The sequence below is a fragment of the Nocardia sp. CY41 genome (assembly GCF_009829325.1).
Lineage (GTDB): Bacteria > Actinomycetota > Actinomycetes > Mycobacteriales > Mycobacteriaceae > Nocardia.
On record NZ_VUOS01000001.1, the window covers coordinates 343,339 to 361,598 of the forward strand.

An 18,260-nucleotide genomic window follows, 5' to 3' on the forward strand; every position below is an offset into this window, starting at 1 on the left:
CTCGGGTCGAACGCCACGATTCTAGGTGGCCGCAAAAGGCCACTTGATAGCCAGTTGGAGCGCACTGGCCTGGTGTGATCTGGGTTATGACGCCCTACGCCGGGATGGTGCGGCGAGCGCGCGGTCCCGGCGCTGTACTGGACTGCCCGGCGCGCGCCGGGCTCCGGATCACAGCGGGCCGACCACCAGCAACGTTGCCCAATACTCCGCCGCCGCGGGACCGATCAGCGGCAACAGGAAATCGAACAGCAGGTACGACATGAAGCAACTACCTCCACAACGAGCAGGAACGCCCCGCCGTCAGCGGGACCACGACACCGAGATGGCATGCGTCCCTGTCAGCAGTACCCTCCGGCGCCCCGAATCATCGCGACGGTATCACGATCGTGAAACACATCACACCCGTTCCGCTGCCGGTCAGCGAATGGAACGGACCTCCGGATCAGCGGTCCCCGAAGCCGCCTCGGCCGCTTCGGCGAGCAGCTCGTCCAGGTGATACGGGTAGACCGTCTCGCCGGAGCGGTCCAGCGCGGCGATGTCGGCCGCGGTACACCATCGGTGCCCGGTGATGGAGCGGCGTTCGATCAGGGTCTGATTCGCCGCGTGCGGTTCGAAACCCCGCGCTCGCAGCGCGAAGAACAATTCCTCGGAGCGGATCAGCTCACCGTCGAACGGGAAGACCGCGACGCGCCGCCAGATCGGGCCGCGCAGGTCGGCCGGATCCGCGCGGTACCCGGTCTCCTCGTACAGTTCCCGCACCGCGGCCGTGCGCAGGCTCTCCCCCGGCTCCACGCCGCCGCCTACGGTGAACCAGAACGACACCTCCGGCGTCTTCGGGTCGTTGCCGCGCATCAGCAGGGTCCGGTCGTTCTCGTCGAACAGCACGACCCGCGCGGTGGTGCGGATGGTGTCGACCGCCAGCCCCGTGGACGCCGCGGGGGTGGCGCGCTCGGTGATCTCGAAGTAGGACGGCAGCGGCGCGGTACCCCCGAGGTGCAGGATCCGGACGGGGCGGCGCGTGCGCAGCGCAAGCGTGTCGCGCACGGCGTCGTTGTGGAAGCGCCGGGCGATCAGCACCCGGGCCTCGGCGTCGGCCAGTTCGGCGACCAACTGCGGGCGCAGCGTGCCGATGTCCACCGCCGACAACGCGGAGGACAGCCGGTTCTCCACGGTCTCGCGTTCGGCGCGACCGGCGCGCTCGGCCCGGTCCGCGAGGGCCGACAGCTGTCTGGCCTGTTCCGTCATGGCCGGGTCGGACACCGGGCCCGCGATCGCCATCGCGACCGACCGGGCCACCACCGCCCGCCGGGCCAGCGCCGCGTCGAGCGCCTGCCAGGACTGGTCGGAGCGCACGTGCAGCCGGTCGAGCCGGTTGGCGGTGGAGTACGCCCACAGACCGATCGCCACGACTACCGCGGCGATCAGAGCGAGCACCAGCACCGTCGTCGCGGAGAAGGTGATCATCCGGCGGCCCGCACTCTCGTGTCGCCGACGGTCACCGTCTCGTAGACGCGCAGGATCTGTTCGGCCACCACCGGCCAGTCGTATTCGCCGACCACCTGTGTCGCGGTGTGCACCAGAGATTCTCTGCGCACCTCGTCGGTGAGCACGGTGTGCAGCGCGGCCGCCAGGGCCGCCGAATCACCGACCGGCACCAGCATCCCCGCCGTGCCGTCCCGCAGCACCCGACGGAAGGCGTCGAGTTCGCTGGCCACGACCGCGGTGCCCGCCGCCATCGCCTCGATCAGGATGATGCCGAAACTCTCCCCGCCCAGGTTGGGCGCGACATACACGTCGGCGCTCCGCATCGCCGAAGCCTTCTCCTCGTCGGACACCTGGCCGAGGAAGCGCAGGCGCCCGGACAGCTCGCCCGCTTCGCGGCGCAGCCGGTCCTCGTCACCGCGGCCCACGATCAGGATCTCGACCTCGGGATGCCTGCGCACCAGTTCGGGCAGCGCGCCGAGCAGCACGTCCATGCCCTTGCGCGGCTCGTCGTAGCGTCCCAGGAATAGCACCGTCCCGCCGGTGCGCGGATAGCCGGGCAGCATCGGCGCGCGGGCGAACGCCGGGACGTCGACGCCGTTGGGAATCTCCACCGCGTCCGAGCCCAGCGCCTCGACCTGCCAGCGGCGCGCCAGCTCGGACACCGCGATGCGGCCGGCGATCTTCTCGTGATACGGCCGCAGCACGCCCTGGAAAGTGCTCAGCACCAAGGATTTCGTCGTCGAGGTGTGGAACGTCGCGACGATCGGGCCCTCGGCGATCTTCAGCGCGAGCATGGACAGACTCGGCGCGTTCGGTTCGTGGATGTGCAGCACGTCGAAGTCGTTGCCGTCGATCCAGCGGCGGATCCGAGCATAGGCCATGGGCCCGAACGACAACCGGGCCACCGACCCGTTGTAGGGGATCGCCACCGCGCGGCCCGCCGACACCACGAATTCCGGCAGCGGCGTGCCCTCGGAGGCGGGGGCCAGGACGCTCACTTTGTGCCCGCGTTCGAGGAATACCCGCGCAAGCTCGACCACATGCGCCTGCACCCCGCCGGGGACGTCGAACGAATAGGGGCAGACCATGCCGATCTTCATGGCGATTCGTCCCCCTGCTCGGCCTTGATGCTCGCCTGGGCGGTGGCGATCCTGGCACGGCGCTGGGGCGACAGATCGCTTTCCCACAATGGTTGCAGCATGTGCCAATCCGCGGGATGCTCGGCGATATTCGCCGCGAAAAGATCCGCCAACGCCTGGGTAGCCGCCGCTACCCCACCGGAAACATCCACCGGCGCTTCGACTTTCAGCCCCCAGTCCTCATGGCCGTCGGCGTCCACCTCGAACCAGGCGTGCACCGGCAGCAACGCGGCACCGGTCTCGATGGCCAGTCTTGCCGCGCCTGCCGGCATCCAGGTGCGCTCACCGAAGAACTCGACGGGGACGCCTTTGCCGGTGAGGTCGCGTTCGCCCATCAAGCACACGATCTTGTTCTGCCGCAGGCGCGCCGCCAACTGTCCGAACGGCGGTTGCTCACCGCCGGTCAGTGGGAACACCTCGAAGCCGAGGCTCTCCCGATAGGCGACGAACCGCTCGAACAGCGATTCCGGCTTCAGCCGCTCGGCCACGGTGGTGAGGCCGCCGTAGTGCTGCACCAGCCAGACGCCCGCCATGTCCCAGTTACCGGAGTGCGGGAGTACGAAGACCACGCCCCGGCCCTCGGCGAGCGCGGCATCCAGATGCTCCAGCCCGTCGACGTAATAGTCGATCGCGGCATGGTCCATGGTGGGCAGCCGGAACGCCTCCCGCCAGTATCGGGCGTACGACCGCACGCTGGCGCCGATCAGCTCGTCCGGCACGTCCGCCGGAAGCACGCCGAGCACACGGGCCAGATTGCGCCGCAATTGATTCGGCGCGCCGCCCGCGTGGAATTCCCGGTTGGCCCGCCGGGCGACACGGTCGGCGCCCCATTCGAACAGTCGCCGGGCCGTCGGCTCCGGCAGCGCGCGCACCAGCCGCCATCCCGCCGCGTAACCGGCGGCGCCGATCTGCTCCCCGATAGTCATTCGCACTCCCGCGCCGCGAATCCGCAATCCGTCGTCCCGACTGTCCGGACGCCACCGTGCATCGGTCGGCGTCCGGTCCCGGGTGAGATCACGACGGAAGTCCTGTGGTGCCCGCTGTTCCGGCGCTCGGGCTCTGCGGGCGGCCGGCCGGGATCACGGTCCGCGCCCCCGGTGAGTTGCGCACGGCCAGCACCCGCTGACCGACTGTGACGATACTGAGCACCGCGAGGATCCACATGGCGACGTGCACGGCGTAGGTGAGCCACTCGATGCCCCAGTAACCGCCGATCCCGGTGAAACCGGCGCCCACCAGCACGATGATCAGCCGGTCCGGCCGCTCGATGAGGCCGCCGTCCGCGGACAGCCCACTGGCCTCGGCGCGCGCCTTGGCATAGGAGATCACCTGCGAGGTCACCAGGACGACGAGCGTCGCGGCGAACAGCGGCTTGTGCTGCTCGTGGAAGACCGCCCACCAGGCCAGCCCGGCGAAGATGGCGCCGTCGGCGAGCCGGTCGCAGGTAGCGTCCAGCACCGCGCCGTATTTCGTGCCGCCGCCGCGCGCTCTGGCCATGGCTCCGTCCAGCATGTCGAACATGACGAACAACCAGATCACCATGGTTCCCCAGAACAGGTGTCCGGTCGGAAAGAGCGTGACCGCCGCGACGATGGAGGCGGTCGTGCCGATCAGCGTCATGGCGTCGGGGGTGAGTCCCGTGCCGACCAGCGCCCGGCCCAGCGGAGCCGTCGCCTTGGCGAACGTCTCGCGGCCGAAGAAGCTCAGCACGGCCGCTCCGCCCGGTCGCTCATCTACGTCTCCTTCCAGGCCGCCGACAGCAGCGCCCTGGTCTCCCGCAGCAGTTGCGGCATGACTTTGGCCCCGCCGATGACGGTGATGAAGTTCGCGTCGCCACCCCAGCGCGGCACGATGTGCTGGTGCAGGTGGTCGGCCAGCGACCCACCGGCGACGCCGCCGAGATTCAGCCCGACGTTGAAGCCGTGCGGCCGGGACACCTTCTTCATCACCCGGATCGCCTGCTGGGTGAAGGTCATCAGCTCGGCGCTCTCCGCCTCGGTGAGGTCCTCCAGGTTCGCCACCTTGCGGTAGGGCACCACCATCATGTGCCCCGGGTTGTACGGGTACAGGTTGAGCACGGCGTACACCAGCTCGCCCCGGGCGACGACCAGACCGTCCTCATCCGACATCTTCGGGATGTCGGTGAAGGGGTGTCCGGTCGAATCCTTGGCGGTGGTGGCGGCCTCCGCGATGTAGGACATCCGGTACGGCGTCCACAGGCGCAGCAACCGATCCGGTTCGCCTGCGCCGGCGTCCACGATGCTGCCCGGCTCGGCCGAGGCAGCGGTGCCGTCCAGATCCGCGAGCCCGTCCGGCACCGTACGCTCGCTCATGCCCCACCCTTGTTCGCCGGTTGGATCTGGAAACCCTCGGCCGTCGGCGACGCGTTCTCCCGATGGGCGATCCACGCGACGATCGTGGCCACCGCGTCGTCGACCGGCACGCCGTTGACCTGGGTGCCGTCGCGGAAGCGGAAGCTCACGGCGTTCGCGTTCACGTCGCGCTCACCGGCGAGCAGCATGAACGGCACCTTTTGGGCGGTGTTGTTGAAGATCTTCTTCTGCATCCGGTCGTCGCTGCGATCCACTTGCGCGCGCACGCCCTCGACCTGCAACCGCTCGATCACCCGGTCCAGGTGCGCCGCGAAAGCTTCCGCGACCGGGATGCCCACGACCTGCACCGGCGACAGCCACGCCGGGAACGCGCCCGCGTAGTGCTCGGTGAGCACACCGAAGAAGCGCTCGATCGAGCCGAACAGCGCGCGGTGGATCATGACCGGCCGCTGCTTGGTGCCGTCGGAGGCGGTGTACTCCAGATCGAAACGCTCGGGCAGGTTGAAGTCCAGCTGGATGGTCGACATCTGCCAGGTGCGGCCGAGCGCGTCCTTGGCCTGCACGGAGATCTTCGGGCCGTAGAAGGCGGCGCCACCTGGATCGGGCACCAGTTCCAGACCGGAGGCCGAGGCGACCTTCGACAGGGTCTCGGTGGCCTCCTCCCAGATCTCGTCGGAACCGACGAACTTCTTCGGGTCCTTGGTGGACAGCTCGAGGTAGAAGTCGTCGAGGCCGTAATCCTTCAGCAGATCCAGCACGAACCGCAGCGTGTCGGTCAGTTCGCTGTGCATCTGCTCTTTGGTGCAGTAGATGTGCGCGTCGTCCTGCGTCATGCCGCGCACCCGGGTCAGGCCGTGCACCACGCCGGACTTCTCGTACCGATAGACCGAGCCGAACTCGAACAGCCGCAGCGGCAGCTCCCGGTACGACCGGCCGCGGGCACGGAAGATCAGGTTGTGCATCGGGCAGTTCATCGGCTTGACGTAGTAGTCCTGGCCGGGCTTGCGGACGGTGCCGTCCTCGTTGAGTTCGGCGTCCAGGTGCATCGCCGGGAACATGCCGTCGCGGTACCAGTCCAGGTGGCCGGAGACCTCGAACAGATGTCCCTTGGTGATGTGCGGGGTGTTGACGAACTCGTAGCCCGCCGCGACGTGCCTGCGGCGCGAGTACTCCTCGAGTTCCTTGCGGATGATGCCGCCCTTGGGGTGGAACACCGGCAGGCCGGAACCGAGTTCGTCGGGGAAGCTGAACAAGTCCAGTTCCAGGCCGAGCTTGCGGTGGTCGCGGCGCTCGGCTTCGGCGAGCAGGTGCAGGTGCTCGTCGAGCGCCTCCTGCGATTCCCACGCGGTGCCGTAGACGCGCTGCAGGTCCTCGCGGCTCTGGTCACCACGCCAGTAGGCCGCCGAGCTGCGGGTCAGTTTGAAGGCCGGGATGAACTTGGTGGTCGGGATGTGCGGGCCGCGGCACAGATCGCCCCAGATCTTCTCGCCGGTGCGCGGATCCAGGTTGTCGTAGATGGTCAGCTCTTTGCCGCCGACCTCCATGACCTCCGGGTCGTCGATGCCGGACTTGTCGCTGATCAGCTCCAGTTTGAACGGCTCCCCGGCCAGCTCGGCCCTGGCCTCGTCGACCTCGACCACCCGGCGGGAGAACCGCTGCGCGCCTTTGACGATCTTCTTCATCCGGGATTCCAGCTTGGCCAGATCCTCCGGGGTGAACGGCCGCTCGACGCGGAAGTCGTAGTAGAACCCGTCCTTGATGTACGGGCCGATGCCCAGCTTCGCACCGGGGAACTCCTGCTGCACCGCCTGGGCGAGGACGTGTGCGGCGGAGTGCCGGATCACGTTGCGGCCGTCGGGGGTGTTCGCCGCCACCGGCTCCACGTCGACGTCCGCGTCCGGGGTCCAGGACAGGTCCTTGAGTTCACCGTCCACCCGGACGACGACGACGGTGTCGGGCCCCTTCGTCGGCAGTCCCGCCTCACGCACCGCGGCGCCCGCCGTCGTCCCGGCCGGCACCCGGACGAGGGCGACTGGGCTGATGGCGGCTGAGGTGGTCACGGCTGCGCTCTCCTTGGCGTTCTCGGGTGCGGGCTGGGTCCCGCTCGATGGTGGCCGATCGCATGTTCGTCCGGCGCGACCATGCTACTGTCCCGCCGCGCCGACCCGTCCCGCCGGGTTTTCGGCCGTACGAGTCGGGTGGCGTGAGATTTGCGTTCGAGTCCCCGCCGGGTGGTCCGGCGCTGCGGGCGTACCTGGCGAGTCACGGGCGCGGCGGGAAAGTCGGCTGTCACCCGGCCGGTCGTCAGTTCTCGGCGGCCAGGCCCGCGAGCAGGGCGATTCGTTCGGCGGCGGGGCGTTTCGGACAGCTGGTGCACATCTCGCAGCCCGGAACTTCGAACACCAGACAGCAGGAGATGCGCCGCACGAATGTGCGTCCGCCGATCTCGACGAAGCGCGGAATCGGTAGTTTGCCGCCGATCTCGGCGGCCAGCCGTGCACCCGCGTCGGCGGACCCCGCGTCGAGCGCGCGGTTGCCGATCGCGTCGGCGACGATCGCCCACAAGGCGGGCACACCGGCACCCGACACTCGGGCGATTGGTGGTATGACGGTCGCGAGCGTCTCGTGCAGGGCCGCCGCACCACCGCCCTGGTGACCGCCCTCTGGGATGCGCACGCGCTCGATGCCGCCGTCGGGGCGAACTTCGCAGTCCAGGCGCTCCAGCGCGGCTTCGGGGGCGGCCTCGTCGCGCGCGTACGCCCGCGCGATCTGCTCCACCAGAGCGGAGGCGACCATGCACCACCACAGCGTGCCCGCGATGCGCGGCGATGTGGTGCCCCAGGAACGGCCCATCTCACCGATACGCGCGGCCAGCCATTCCGGTTGGGTGAGCATGCGCCCCGCAACGGTGGTCACCGTTGCAGGGGGCTGCGCAGCCATTCCCATTCGACTCCGATCCAACTACCCACGAGCCCGAAGGTTCCCAATATCCACAGTGTCGCCACGACCAGCGCGGCGGTGCCCACAGCACCGGCCACCTGCACGGCTCGGCCCTGCCGGGAGTACCAGTCCATCAATTGCCGGTACCGGTCCCGCAGCCAGCCCAACGCCTTACGCGCCCAAGCGAATTCCGTGGCGAGGATGCCGAGCCCGGCGAACACGATCGCCCAGCCGGGACCGGGATAGGGGATCGCGAGCACCCCGACCGCGAGCACGGCCACACCGACGACGGCGACCATGATCCGGTAGCCGAGGTACAGCGTAGGTCGTCGCTCGAGCCCGGCTCGGAAGGCGCGCCAGCGGGTCGGGCGATCGTCCGAGCTCGTTTCCAGGTCTGCGGTCACGTTCCCCAGGGTACGAGCAGTCCGGCATACCCGACCGCCTCCGGATACGGCGATCCCGCCCGGGCACGTCGCCCGGGCGGGATCACTCGTCCGGCCGAGATCACACGAGCTCGGCAGCGGGCTGATGGCCCGCATCATCGATGTGCGCGATCCCGTTCTCGGTCACCTCGACCACCCGGGCACTGGCGATGTCGAAGAACAGGCCCGACACCGTCACGCCGCGCTCGGCCACCGCCTTGCGCACCGCCGGATGCCGGTGCAATACCTCCAGCTGCACCGCCACGTTCACCATGGCCAGCTGATCGACCTCGCCGAAACCGGCTTCCCGCGCGGCGGCCGCGACCGGATGGCCCGTGCGGAATCGCTCCAGGCTCGGTCGCGCATGCGCGAGCCAGGGGTCCACACCGGGCACCTCGGCGCCGGTGTGCAGCGCCTTCATCGCACCGCAGGAGGAATGCCCGCAGACGACGATGGAGCGGACGTTCAGCTGTTCGAGCGCGAACACCAGTGCGGCCTCCACCGACGCGTCGCCCTCGGCGGGGGCCAGATTGCCCACGTTGCGGACGGTGAACAGGTCGCCGGGTCCGCTGTTGGTGATGATGTTCGGCACGATCCGCGAGTCCGAGCAGGTCAGGAAGAACGAATCCGGGTCCTGCTGGTCGCGCAGCTCGTCCAGGTGCGGCCGGACGACGTGCGCGTGGCTGCGGTGGTAGGCCGCGACGCCCGCCGCGACCGGGTTGGCGGGCCGATCGTCGCGGCGCCAGGGGCCGAGGATCTCGTCCCAGACCGAGCGCGCGAAGCTGCGCGCGGGCGGCTGCGCCCCGGCGTTGGCCATCCTGGCCCCACCGATCTCCACGAAATCGACGCTGCCTCCGTTGTTCACCTGCTGGCGGGCGAATTCCTCGATGGCCTCGAACGCCGCGTGATCCAGGTAGTCGACCGTCATCTCCACCGTGACGTCGGCTCCCGGGGGGATCATGGCGAACTGCGCCGACAGCTTCGGCAGTGCGAGGAAGGTGGCCGAGCCGTCGATGGTGACCAGCCAGCGCTGGGTACCGGGAATCTGTTCGGCCTTGACCGCCACGCGGACCACCCGCCACAGCAGCAAGCCGAAGGCCAGGCCCAGACCGATCAGCACGCCCTCGAGCAGGTTCAAGAACACCACACCGAGCACCGTCACGGCGTAGACCAGCAAGTCGCCGGTGCGCCGGGCCAGTTTGATGTGGGCCAGTTTGACCAGCTGCGTGCCGATCACGATGAGCAGACCGGCCAGCGCGGCCTTCGGAATCTGCTCCACCACGGAGACCAGCGCCACGGAGAACACGAGCACCCAGACGCCGTGCAACACCGCGGAGGCGCGGCTGTGCGCACCCGCCTGCACGTTGGTGGCGCTGCGCACGATGACGCCGGTGACCGGCAGGCCGCCGAGCAGGCCGGACAGCACGTTCGCCGAGCCCTGGCCGATCAGCTCGCGGTCGAAGTCGGTCCGCTTGCGCGAGTGCATCTTGTCCACGGCCACCGCGGACAGCAGGCTCTCCACGCTGGCGATGAGCGCGATGGTGAGGATGGCCAGGACCAGGCCCGACCAGTCGCCGCGCGGCAGGGCGGGCAGGCCGATGGCGTCGAACAGCGAGCCGTTGAGCACGATGCGCTCGGCATCGAGCGGCAGCACCAGCGACAACGCCGTGCCGACGAGTACCGCGACCAGCGGGCCGGGCACGGCGCGTACTCGGGCGGGCAGGTACTTCCAGCCGACCATGATCGCGATCACCACCGCGCCGATCAGTGCGCCGCCCCCGTGCAGGGACAGCAGCTGACCGGGCAGTTGCACGATGTTGCGCCAGGCCGAGCTGTGCGAGGAACCGCCGAGCAGCACATGGATCTGCTGCAGCGCGATCGTGATGCCGATACCGGCCAGCATCGCGTGCACCACCACGGGCGCCACGGCGAGCGCCGCCCTGGCCACCCGGCTGAGCCCGAGCAGAATCTGCAGGACACCGGCCGCGAAAACAATGAAACAGGTCGTGCGCCAGCCGAATTGGTTGATCGTCTCGGCGACGACCACGGTGAGGCCCGCGGCAGGGCCGCTCACCTGGAGGACCGACCCGCCGAGCGTGCCGACGACGATGCCGCCGATCACGGCGGCGATGAGCCCGGCGGCGACGGGGGCTCCGGACGCGATCGCGATGCCTAGCGAAAGCGGCAGCGCGACAAGGAAAACCACGATCGAGGACGGCAGGTCGTGGCGGAGGATATCGGAGAAGCGATCGGACAATGGTCCGGAACTGCGGCCCGAGCCCATGGGTGCGGGCATTGACGGTGGCGGGGCTAAATCGTGATCGATAGCCATGACTCTCCTTCGCCGACTCGGCTGATTCGCCGAGGTCGGTTGACGATCAACATGTCCAGCAGGGCACAAGACCGCGAACCGGCATCTCGCGGTGAAGCAGTCCCGACACAGCGATGAGTCGAGATGTAAACGAGTACAAGTGTATTGGTAAAGACTTAGCAAAGCCTGAGAACTTCGCCGATTGTGTGGCATTCCCCACTGTTCCGTCGTCGTCATCACCGTGACCTACTGCACAATTCCCAGGTCACGCCGTTTCCGCCGCGATCAGACGGCCTTCGTCGCCGAACTCCGCGATGCGGTCGACCATGACCTCGATCACCCGGGCTGTGGCGAGGTCGAAGAACAATCCGGACACCGCCACGCCTCGCTCCTCGACTCCCCGGCGCACGACCGGGTGCGCGTGCAGCGTCTCCAGTTGCACCGCGACGTTCACCATGCCCAGCTGGTCCACCGGCCCGAACCCCGCCACGGCCGCCGCGGTGGCCACCGGATGTCCCAGCCGATAGCGCTCCAGGCTCGGCCGCGCGTGCGCCAGCCAATCGCCGAGCCCCTCCCCCGCCCGCTCCTCGCGGTGCAGCGCCTCCATGGCCCCGCAACCGGAGTGACCGCACACCACGACCGCGCGCACGTCGAGACGCTCGAGCGCGTAGATCAGGGCCGCCTCCACCGAGACGTCCCCGCCGCGCGCGGGCACGATATTGCCCACGTTGCGGACGGTGAACAGGTCGCCCGGTCCGCTGTTGGTGATGACGTTCGGCACGATCCGCGCGTCCGCGCAGGTGAGGAAGAACGAGTCGGCGTCGTGCCGATGGCGCAGTTTGTCCAGATGCGGGCGCAGCACGTGGGCGTGGCCGCGGTGATAGGCCGCGATGCCCGCCGCGATGCGGTCCTCCCGATCACCCGACCGCCGCCACGGCCCGATCACCTGATCGATGACCTGCCGGAAGTGCCCGCGCTCGGGCGGCCCGGCCAGGACGGTGGCCATCCGCGCGCTGCCGAGTTCGGCGAATTGCACCGTCGCGCCGGACGATTCGCGCTCGCGAGCCCATTCGGTGAGGTACTCGTGCGTGGCATGGTCCAGGAAATCGACGGTCATCTCGACGGTCACGTCTGCGCCGGTGGGGACCTTCGCCAGTTCCGCGGTCAGCTTCGGCAAGGCCAGGAAGGTGCACGTGCCGTCGATGGTGACCACCCATCGGCGCGCGCCGGCAACCGGCGCCGCGACGATTGTCACGCGCACCACCCGCCACAGCAGCAGCGCGAAGGCCAGCCCCAGCCCGATCACCATGCCCTGCAACAGGTTCAGGAGCACCACGCCCAGCACCGTTGCCAGGTAGACGTACATCTCACCGGCCCGCCTGGCCAGCCGGATGTGCGCCAGTTTGATCAGCTGCACGCCGACGAAGATGAGCAGGCCGGCCAGGGCGGCGGTCGGAATCTGCCGCACCAGCCCGGCCAGCGCCACCGCGAACAGCAGGATCCAGATGCCGTGCAGCACCGTCGCCGCCCGGCTGCGGGCGCCTGCGTTCGCGTTCGTGATGCTGCGCACGATGACCCCCGCGATCGGCAGGCCGCCGAGCAGGCCGGACACGACGTTGGCCGATCCCTGCCCGATCAGCTCACGGTCGAAGTCGGTGCGGTGGCCCGGTCGCATCTTGTCCACCGCGACGGCCGACAACAGGCTCTCGATGCTCGCGATGAGGGCGATCGTCACCATGGTCGTGGCGACGGCCGCCGGGCCGCCGGAGGGAATGCCGGGCAGGCCCAGCGCGTCCGCCAACGAGCCGTTCAGCACGATCCGCTCGACGTGGGCGGGCAGGCCCAGCGCCAGCAGGGTGGCGGCGACCACCGCGACGAGCGGGCCGGGCACCACCCGCGCCCGCCGCGGCACGAAGCGCCACGCGACCAGGATGCCGATCACGACGAGTCCGACGACCAGGTCGCCCGTGCGCACCGACATCAGCTGGTGGGGCAGGGCGACCAGCGCCGCGAACGACGAACTCAGCGAGTTCCCACCCAGCAGGACATGGACCTGTTGCAGCGCGATCACCACGCCGATGCCCGCCAGCATGCCGTGCACGACCACCGGTGCGATGGCCAGCGCGGCCCTGGCGACCCGACTCAGCCCGAACAGGATCTGCAGCATGCCCGCACCGACGGTGATGAAACAGGTTGCCGCCCAGCCGAACTGGTGCACACTCTCGGCGACGACCACGGTGAGGCTCGCGGTGGGCCCGCTGACCTGGATCGCGGAACCGCCGAGCAGTCCGGCCACCATGCCGCCGACCGCCGCGGCGATCAGGCCCGCCGCGACCGGAGCGCCGGAAGCCACCGCCACGCCGAGCGAAAGGGGTAGGGCGACCAGGAAAACCACGATGGAAGCGGGCAGATCGGCACGGCCGATGACGGCCAGACGATCGACCATGTTCACGTGCGGCGACGTCCGTGGTGCGAAATCGGTGTCGGTGGACATATTTTCTCCTTCGCCGGGGTGGTGGCCCCGGTTCATCGGTCAAACATGTTCTTGGCATCGAAAGCGAGCGGCGGGCGAAGTTCGGGCCGTCGGCGGAAACACGATCCGTGACGCAGCCAGTCGGCACCATAGTAAAGACTTCGCAAAGCGTGCGGAAAGATTTCCGGTCCGGAGACGACAACCGCTACCATAATGTGACCCAGGTCACAGCGCAACATCGAGGTGCGGCCGAGTCATCGAGTGACGTGAAGCCGAGAAAGCGCCGACCGGCGCGGAGAAGAAAGAAGACCGGGCAGGAACTGCACCGGTCTTGTTTGCGAAGTGGTCCCAGCTGGGATCGAACCAGCGACCTTCCGCGTGTGAGGCGGACGCTCTCCCGCTGAGCTATGAGACCTTACGGGTTTCCGGCGGCTTGGATGCCCTCCGGACGAGACGAAACATTAGCACGCGCCACCGGCGGTTCACCAAATCGCCATCCGGACAGGGACGGTGCAGCGCCGCCCTCCGCCGAGCGACGGCCGCACCCCGGAGGCTCTCCGAGAAGGACGGGACGCGTCATGACCCGACGAGCCGGGCAGCCGACTCCGCACCCGACCATCGAGACCGAACACGGAACGCCTCCCCTCTCCCACCGACCCCATGAGCCACCGCCGTCACAGCACGCCACCTTCCGGATTTCCTTCGTTCTACCAGCGGATTTGTACCTTTCACCGAGCGTCCGCTAATGTTCTGTCTCGCACCACGGAGGCCGGAAACGAGCCCCGCGGAGGCAAAATGCGGATGTAGCGCAGCTGGTAGCGCATCACCTTGCCAAGGTGAGGGTCGCGGGTTCGAATCCCGTCATCCGCTCGAGAGGTAGGGCCAGGCAACATTACGCCGTCCCCCTTTGCGCGGTGGAGTGGCCGAGTGGTGAGGCAACGGCCTGCAAAGCCGTGCACACGGGTTCGATTCCCGTCTCCACCTCGCGCGATTAGCTCAGCGGGAGAGCGCTTCCCTGACACGGAAGAGGTCACTGGTTCAATCCCAGTATCGCGCACCACCGTCTCACCAGGTCAGACCCGGTTTCTACCGGGTCTGTTCTTGTTTGTGGCCCATATACCGCCACCTTCCCGCGTTGTAGTCGGACGTACCGCCGCGAAAGCTCCGAGAGTCGAAAGACAGGTAGTCGGCTACCCGTGAGCAACTACCGGCCCCGTGCCACTCTGCTTCCTGATTCGAGTAGCCGGAGTAGGAGTGCCGATGCGGTCACCACGGAGTAATCGCTCACCACGCGCACGCGTCGCTCGGCTCGCCGCTGAAATCTCGGCACTCGCGTTGTCGGCGACCGTGGTCATGGGGTGCGAGGGCAGTGCCACCGACCCGTCGACACCGCCCGAGTCGGCATCACCTGCCGTGACCGCTCCAGCTTCCTCTTCTGGTGTGCCGTCTACGGCGAGTACGTCGCTACCCGGAACGCCGAGTTCGCCCGCGACCTCCGCCTCCGCGCCTACACCGGGGACACCGCCGCCCCAAGCCCCGATACCGGACGGCAACTCGTTCCCCACCACGGAACCGTTCAGAACCCGTGCACCAGGTGGTCGACCACCTGGGCCGGAAGGCAACGTCCGCCCTTCCGGCCCGCCTTTGCCGGATTTGACGACCCCACCGTCACCCCCACCACCGCCGGGTCCGTCCGGCGGCAGTTTGCCACCCCCTCCGGAGGCACCGGGCGGGCGGGCGCCCGCTCCCGGCGGCACGCCGACGGGTCCGTGACATGACCGAGCAGTCGGCCGTGCCGACGTCTCCGGCGGTGCTCCAGCGATGGGTAGGCGTCCTCGGAGCGGTCGTCGCGCCGACCACGATAATCACGGCGCTGTGCTACTACTTCGGCTACGTGTACACGCGCAAGAAACTCGCCCATTTCGGCGTGGATTGTGATGCTCTCGGCTTCACCACCAGCGACTATGTAGTGGGAAGTGTGAGCGTGCTGTACGCCCCGCTGTTGCTGCTTCTCGTCGGGTGGTTCGCTGCCGTATGGGTAGGCGCCTACGCAGGCCGCTTCATCCGAAGCGGACAGCGGCCGCGCCTGATTCGCACCACCGGCCGAATCGTCCTCGCGCTCGGAGCAGTCTGCGTCGTCACCGGCATCACCGGAGTAATGGTGCCGTGGATGACGCCCGAGTGGGCCGTTGTCTCCTGGGTGTTCGCGCCCATCACGCTGGGTATGGGAGGCCTTCTGGTCGTGGTCGGCTACTGGGTCCTGTCCACGTCGATCAGCGACCCCAGCGCACCCGACCCGGGACCGACCACACGAGTGAGCCGAACCGTGGCGATCGCGGTGAGCCTTCTGGCGCTCTTCGCCGTGATGAACTCCTTCGCCACCCGGCTCGGCGACGACGCCGCTCGAACCGCCGCGCACGAGCTCTGGACGAAGGAATCGGTCGTCTCCGTCGTGACGGACGAACGCTTGGACGTGCCGAGGAACATGATCGCGGAGACACTGGTCGAGGCCCAGCCGCACCAGCCACCGAGATTCCGCTACCAGTGTTTCCGCGCCATCGTGGCGCGCGGCGACCTCTGGGTGCTCGTGCCCGCGAAGTGGTCCCGGGACAACGGATTCGCCGTCATCGTTCCTGCCGACTCGTCCGTGCTCAGCGTTTCACGGTCGAGTTCCTTCAAGAAAATCGCCGAAGACAATCCCCAGCCCCAAACCGTGCCGTGGCAATGCCCCGAACGGGCACCGAACCCTTGAAGCGGCCGGCACGGTCGCGGAGGGCCGGTGTCGGTGGGTGGGGATACGCTGTGGCGCACAGTGCCCGAGCCGAGTCAGGGGGTTGTCGCGTGACGATCAGTACGGAGGTCGCGCCGGGGGCGGCACCGGATGACGACGACCCCGAGTCGCTCGATCTACGCGACGACATCTCGTTCGAGCTCGAAGAGGTCAACGAGGTGCTCGGCGAGCTGGTCGCCCTGCGCGCCGACGAGAAGGCCAAGGACGGCGACCTGCTGACGGCTCGGCTCGGGATCACCGGGGAGAAGCCCGAGACACTGGCCCGCATCGGCGCTCGCTACGACCTCTCTCGTGACCGGGTGCGGCAACTACACACCAAGGCGGTCGGGCAGATGATCCGGATGGCGCAGTTGTCCGGGCATCGCGCCGCCGCGGTCCTGTCCGCGCGCTATCCCCTGGACGCGCGGGACCGGCAGTTGACCCGCGCGCTGCTGGTGGAGACGTACGCGACCGACACCGATATCGCGGCGACCGAGCTGTCGTACCTGAAACTGCGGCTGGCCGGGCACGCGGCGGAGGACGCGAAGCGGGTTGCCGGGTTCGTCACCCAGCGCATCGCGGCCTGGCAGAAGAAGACCAACCGGCGTCTGGCCAAGCTGCACGACGCCGAGCCGCGCGCGACGAGTCAGCTGAACCCCTGGCTCGACCAGGTCGACTGGCCCCGCGCCGGCGCACCGGCCGCCATCCCCACCACCTCCGCGCGCACCGTGGACAGCGATGACGACGGCCGTGGCCGCTTCTACCTGGACAAGGTCGGTCGCGATGTGCCGTTCGACTCCGGTCTGGAGGCCAGGCTGTTGGGGATGCTCAACGCCGGCGACCAGGTCGAGACATTCCAAGAGCAACCCGCGGCGGTCGTCTACGGCCTCGACGGCGCCGAGCGGATGCACTATCCGAGCATCGTCGCCCGGCTCACCGACGGCCGCACGGTGTTGATCGACGTAGTTCCGCTCGGCCACGTGGGCTTCCACGTCAACCGGGTGAAAGCCGCCGCAGGCCGAGCGCACGCGCACGCCAACGGGTGGGGCTGGCTGATCTGGACCGGCAGTCGCATCGGCATTCCGGATCTGCGCGCACGCCCCGTCGACGCCGCGACCGAGCGGATGCTGCGTGACCTCGTCGAGCGCGGCCCCGTGCACTGGGCCGCGCTCCGCGAGGTGCGTGCGAAGACCGGCCTGGAACTGCTGGACTTCCTCGCACTGGTGCTGCGCCACGAATGGCGCTGGGACCGAGCGCCCTTCCGGCTCAGCGCACCACCATCGCCGCCGCCAGGAACGTGACGATCAGCAGCATCGCGCAGATGGTGATCAACTGCCAGCGGCCGATGGTCACCTCTAGATTGGCGATCGTGTTGCGCAAGGCCTTGTCGAGCCGATCGTGATCGGCGATCGTGCGCTGGGCGGTGGCGAGGGCGTCGGCCTGTTTCTGCGCGTCCAGTTCCGCGCGCTCCAGCCGCGTGGTCAGCTTCAGCAGATGTTTCTGCTTGTCGCGTAACGACTTGCGGGCCACCGCGAGCGCCGTGCGCTGGTTGACGAGTTCCTGGCGCTGCCGGGCGATGACCGTGGCCTGTGTCTTCGTGTGGTACTCCCAGTCGGTCACGGTGGCCCAGCCTCCTGTCCTCTCGTCGCGATAGCCCCAGACGTATTCGCCGCGCACCCAGCCCGCGATGAATTCGCGCAGTTCGACCGGCTCGCGCCGCGGCGCCGCCATCGCGTGCTCGGTGTCGAGCACACCGGTGACCGCGCGGTAATCACAGGCGGCGGGAGCGAAGTCCGCGATGCCCAGCGCATGCAGATACGGCACCCAGTAACCGGGCGGGCACAGCCACAGCACATCCGTGCAGCCTTCCGCACGCAACCGCTCGGTGTGCTCTCGCGCGAGTCCTCGCTCCACCGGGCCGCTGCGCACCTCGATGGCGTAGACCCGGTCACCCTTGCGCCAGTACACATCCACCGGCAGCGTCCCGATGCGCCCATCCACTTCGGCCTCGTCGGCACCGTAGGCCAGCAGCCTGCCGCACAGCCAGTACTTCAGCCGCCGCATATCCCACTGCGCGGCGGCGCATTCCGGACACCCGCAGGCATATCCGGTCTTCGATCCGCGGGTACGGCCGGAAGCCTCTCCGATACCCAACTCGGCGAGCATCGCTCGGCGCCCGCAGGCGATCTCCGCCCGCTGCTTCGTTCTCACGCGACCACTCCCCTGCACAACCACCGCAGGCCCGGCGACCTACGCCATAGATCAAGAGTGCGTCAGACTCGGCAACCTCGCCAGCCTCGTCTACCCCGCGCTCGGGTGTGCCACGCACATTCCCGATCCACGGAAGTGGCGTCGCACTCTGCGGCACAAGGACTTTCATCATGCCA

Annotated in this window: 13 protein-coding genes and 4 tRNA genes; 5 read left to right on the forward strand and 12 right to left on the reverse strand. The window is 68.6% G+C overall.

The window, feature by feature from the left end:
* Positions 1-417: 417 nt before the first annotated feature.
* The 11 genes from GVY64_RS01655 to GVY64_RS01705 all read right to left on the reverse strand — a co-directional run bounded on the left by GVY64_RS01655 (position 418) and on the right by GVY64_RS01705 (position 13,518).
* On the reverse strand, positions 418-1,461 hold the full coding sequence (locus GVY64_RS01655; RefSeq protein WP_159838259.1) for an NUDIX hydrolase: 1,044 nt from the start codon (positions 1,459-1,461) through the stop codon (positions 418-420).
* Positions 1,461-2,585: a glycosyltransferase family 4 protein gene (locus GVY64_RS01660; RefSeq protein ID WP_159837973.1), complete on the reverse strand. Its 1,125-nt coding sequence runs from the start codon at positions 2,583-2,585 to the stop codon at positions 1,461-1,463. The genes GVY64_RS01655 and GVY64_RS01660 overlap by 1 nt, the downstream gene beginning before the upstream one ends.
* Positions 2,582-3,550, reverse strand: a complete 969-nt coding sequence (locus tag GVY64_RS01665) for a phosphatidylinositol mannoside acyltransferase (RefSeq protein WP_159837975.1) — start codon at positions 3,548-3,550, stop codon at positions 2,582-2,584. The genes GVY64_RS01660 and GVY64_RS01665 overlap by 4 nt, the downstream gene beginning before the upstream one ends.
* Positions 3,551-3,638: 88 nt before the next feature.
* Complete coding sequence (pgsA, locus tag GVY64_RS01670; protein WP_159837977.1) at positions 3,639-4,334, reverse strand: phosphatidylinositol phosphate synthase; 696 nt, start codon at positions 4,332-4,334, stop codon at positions 3,639-3,641.
* 23 nt (positions 4,335-4,357) lie between these two features.
* Positions 4,358-4,957, reverse strand: coding sequence for an HIT family protein (locus tag GVY64_RS01675; protein ID WP_201297851.1), 600 nt, complete (start codon positions 4,955-4,957; stop codon positions 4,358-4,360).
* The gene (thrS, locus tag GVY64_RS01680; protein ID WP_159837979.1) at positions 4,954-7,017 is read right to left on the reverse strand and encodes a threonine--tRNA ligase; all 2,064 of its coding nucleotides are present in this window, start codon (positions 7,015-7,017) and stop codon (positions 4,954-4,956) included. Before thrS ends, GVY64_RS01675 begins: the two co-directional genes overlap by 4 nt.
* 244 nt (positions 7,018-7,261) lie before the next feature.
* Positions 7,262-7,873, reverse strand: coding sequence for a (2Fe-2S)-binding protein (locus GVY64_RS01685; protein WP_236566532.1), 612 nt, complete (start codon positions 7,871-7,873; stop codon positions 7,262-7,264).
* A complete protein-coding gene (locus GVY64_RS01690) occupies positions 7,870-8,301 on the reverse strand; it encodes a TIGR02611 family protein (RefSeq protein ID WP_236566533.1) in 432 nt (143 codons plus the stop codon). Before GVY64_RS01690 ends, GVY64_RS01685 begins: the two co-directional genes overlap by 4 nt.
* Positions 8,302-8,401: 100 nt before the next feature.
* On the reverse strand, positions 8,402-10,651 hold the full coding sequence (locus GVY64_RS01695; protein ID WP_159837983.1) for a bifunctional SulP family inorganic anion transporter/carbonic anhydrase: 2,250 nt from the start codon (positions 10,649-10,651) through the stop codon (positions 8,402-8,404).
* 244 nt (positions 10,652-10,895) lie between these two features.
* Positions 10,896-13,124: a SulP family inorganic anion transporter gene (locus GVY64_RS01700; protein WP_159837985.1), complete on the reverse strand. Its 2,229-nt coding sequence runs from the start codon at positions 13,122-13,124 to the stop codon at positions 10,896-10,898.
* 322 nt (positions 13,125-13,446) lie between these two features.
* Positions 13,447-13,518: transfer RNA gene (locus tag GVY64_RS01705), tRNA-Val, on the reverse strand.
* A gap of 382 nt (positions 13,519-13,900) precedes the next feature.
* On the opposite strand from GVY64_RS01705, the gene GVY64_RS01710 reads away from it, so the two are divergent.
* The 5 genes from GVY64_RS01710 (at position 13,901) to GVY64_RS01730 (ending at position 17,174) form a co-directional block, all read left to right on the forward strand.
* Positions 13,901-13,973: transfer RNA gene (locus GVY64_RS01710), tRNA-Gly, on the forward strand.
* A 43-nt stretch (positions 13,974-14,016) separates the two neighbouring features.
* Positions 14,017-14,087: transfer RNA gene (locus GVY64_RS01715), tRNA-Cys, on the forward strand.
* A 1-nt stretch (position 14,088) separates the two neighbouring features.
* Positions 14,089-14,163, forward strand: a tRNA-Val gene (locus tag GVY64_RS01720).
* Positions 14,164-14,877: 714 nt separating this feature from the next.
* Complete coding sequence (locus GVY64_RS01725) at positions 14,878-15,855, forward strand: hypothetical protein (RefSeq protein WP_159837987.1); 978 nt, start codon at positions 14,878-14,880, stop codon at positions 15,853-15,855.
* 89 nt (positions 15,856-15,944) lie between these two features.
* A complete protein-coding gene (locus tag GVY64_RS01730) occupies positions 15,945-17,174 on the forward strand; it encodes a sigma factor-like helix-turn-helix DNA-binding protein (protein ID WP_236566534.1) in 1,230 nt (409 codons plus the stop codon).
* Here GVY64_RS01730 and GVY64_RS01735 read toward each other — a convergent pair.
* Entirely contained in the window at positions 17,140-18,084 is a 945-nt protein-coding gene (locus tag GVY64_RS01735) for a hypothetical protein (RefSeq protein ID WP_236566535.1), read from the reverse strand. The two genes, GVY64_RS01730 and GVY64_RS01735, sit on opposite strands and share 35 nt — an antisense overlap.
* Positions 18,085-18,260 lie beyond the last annotated feature (176 nt).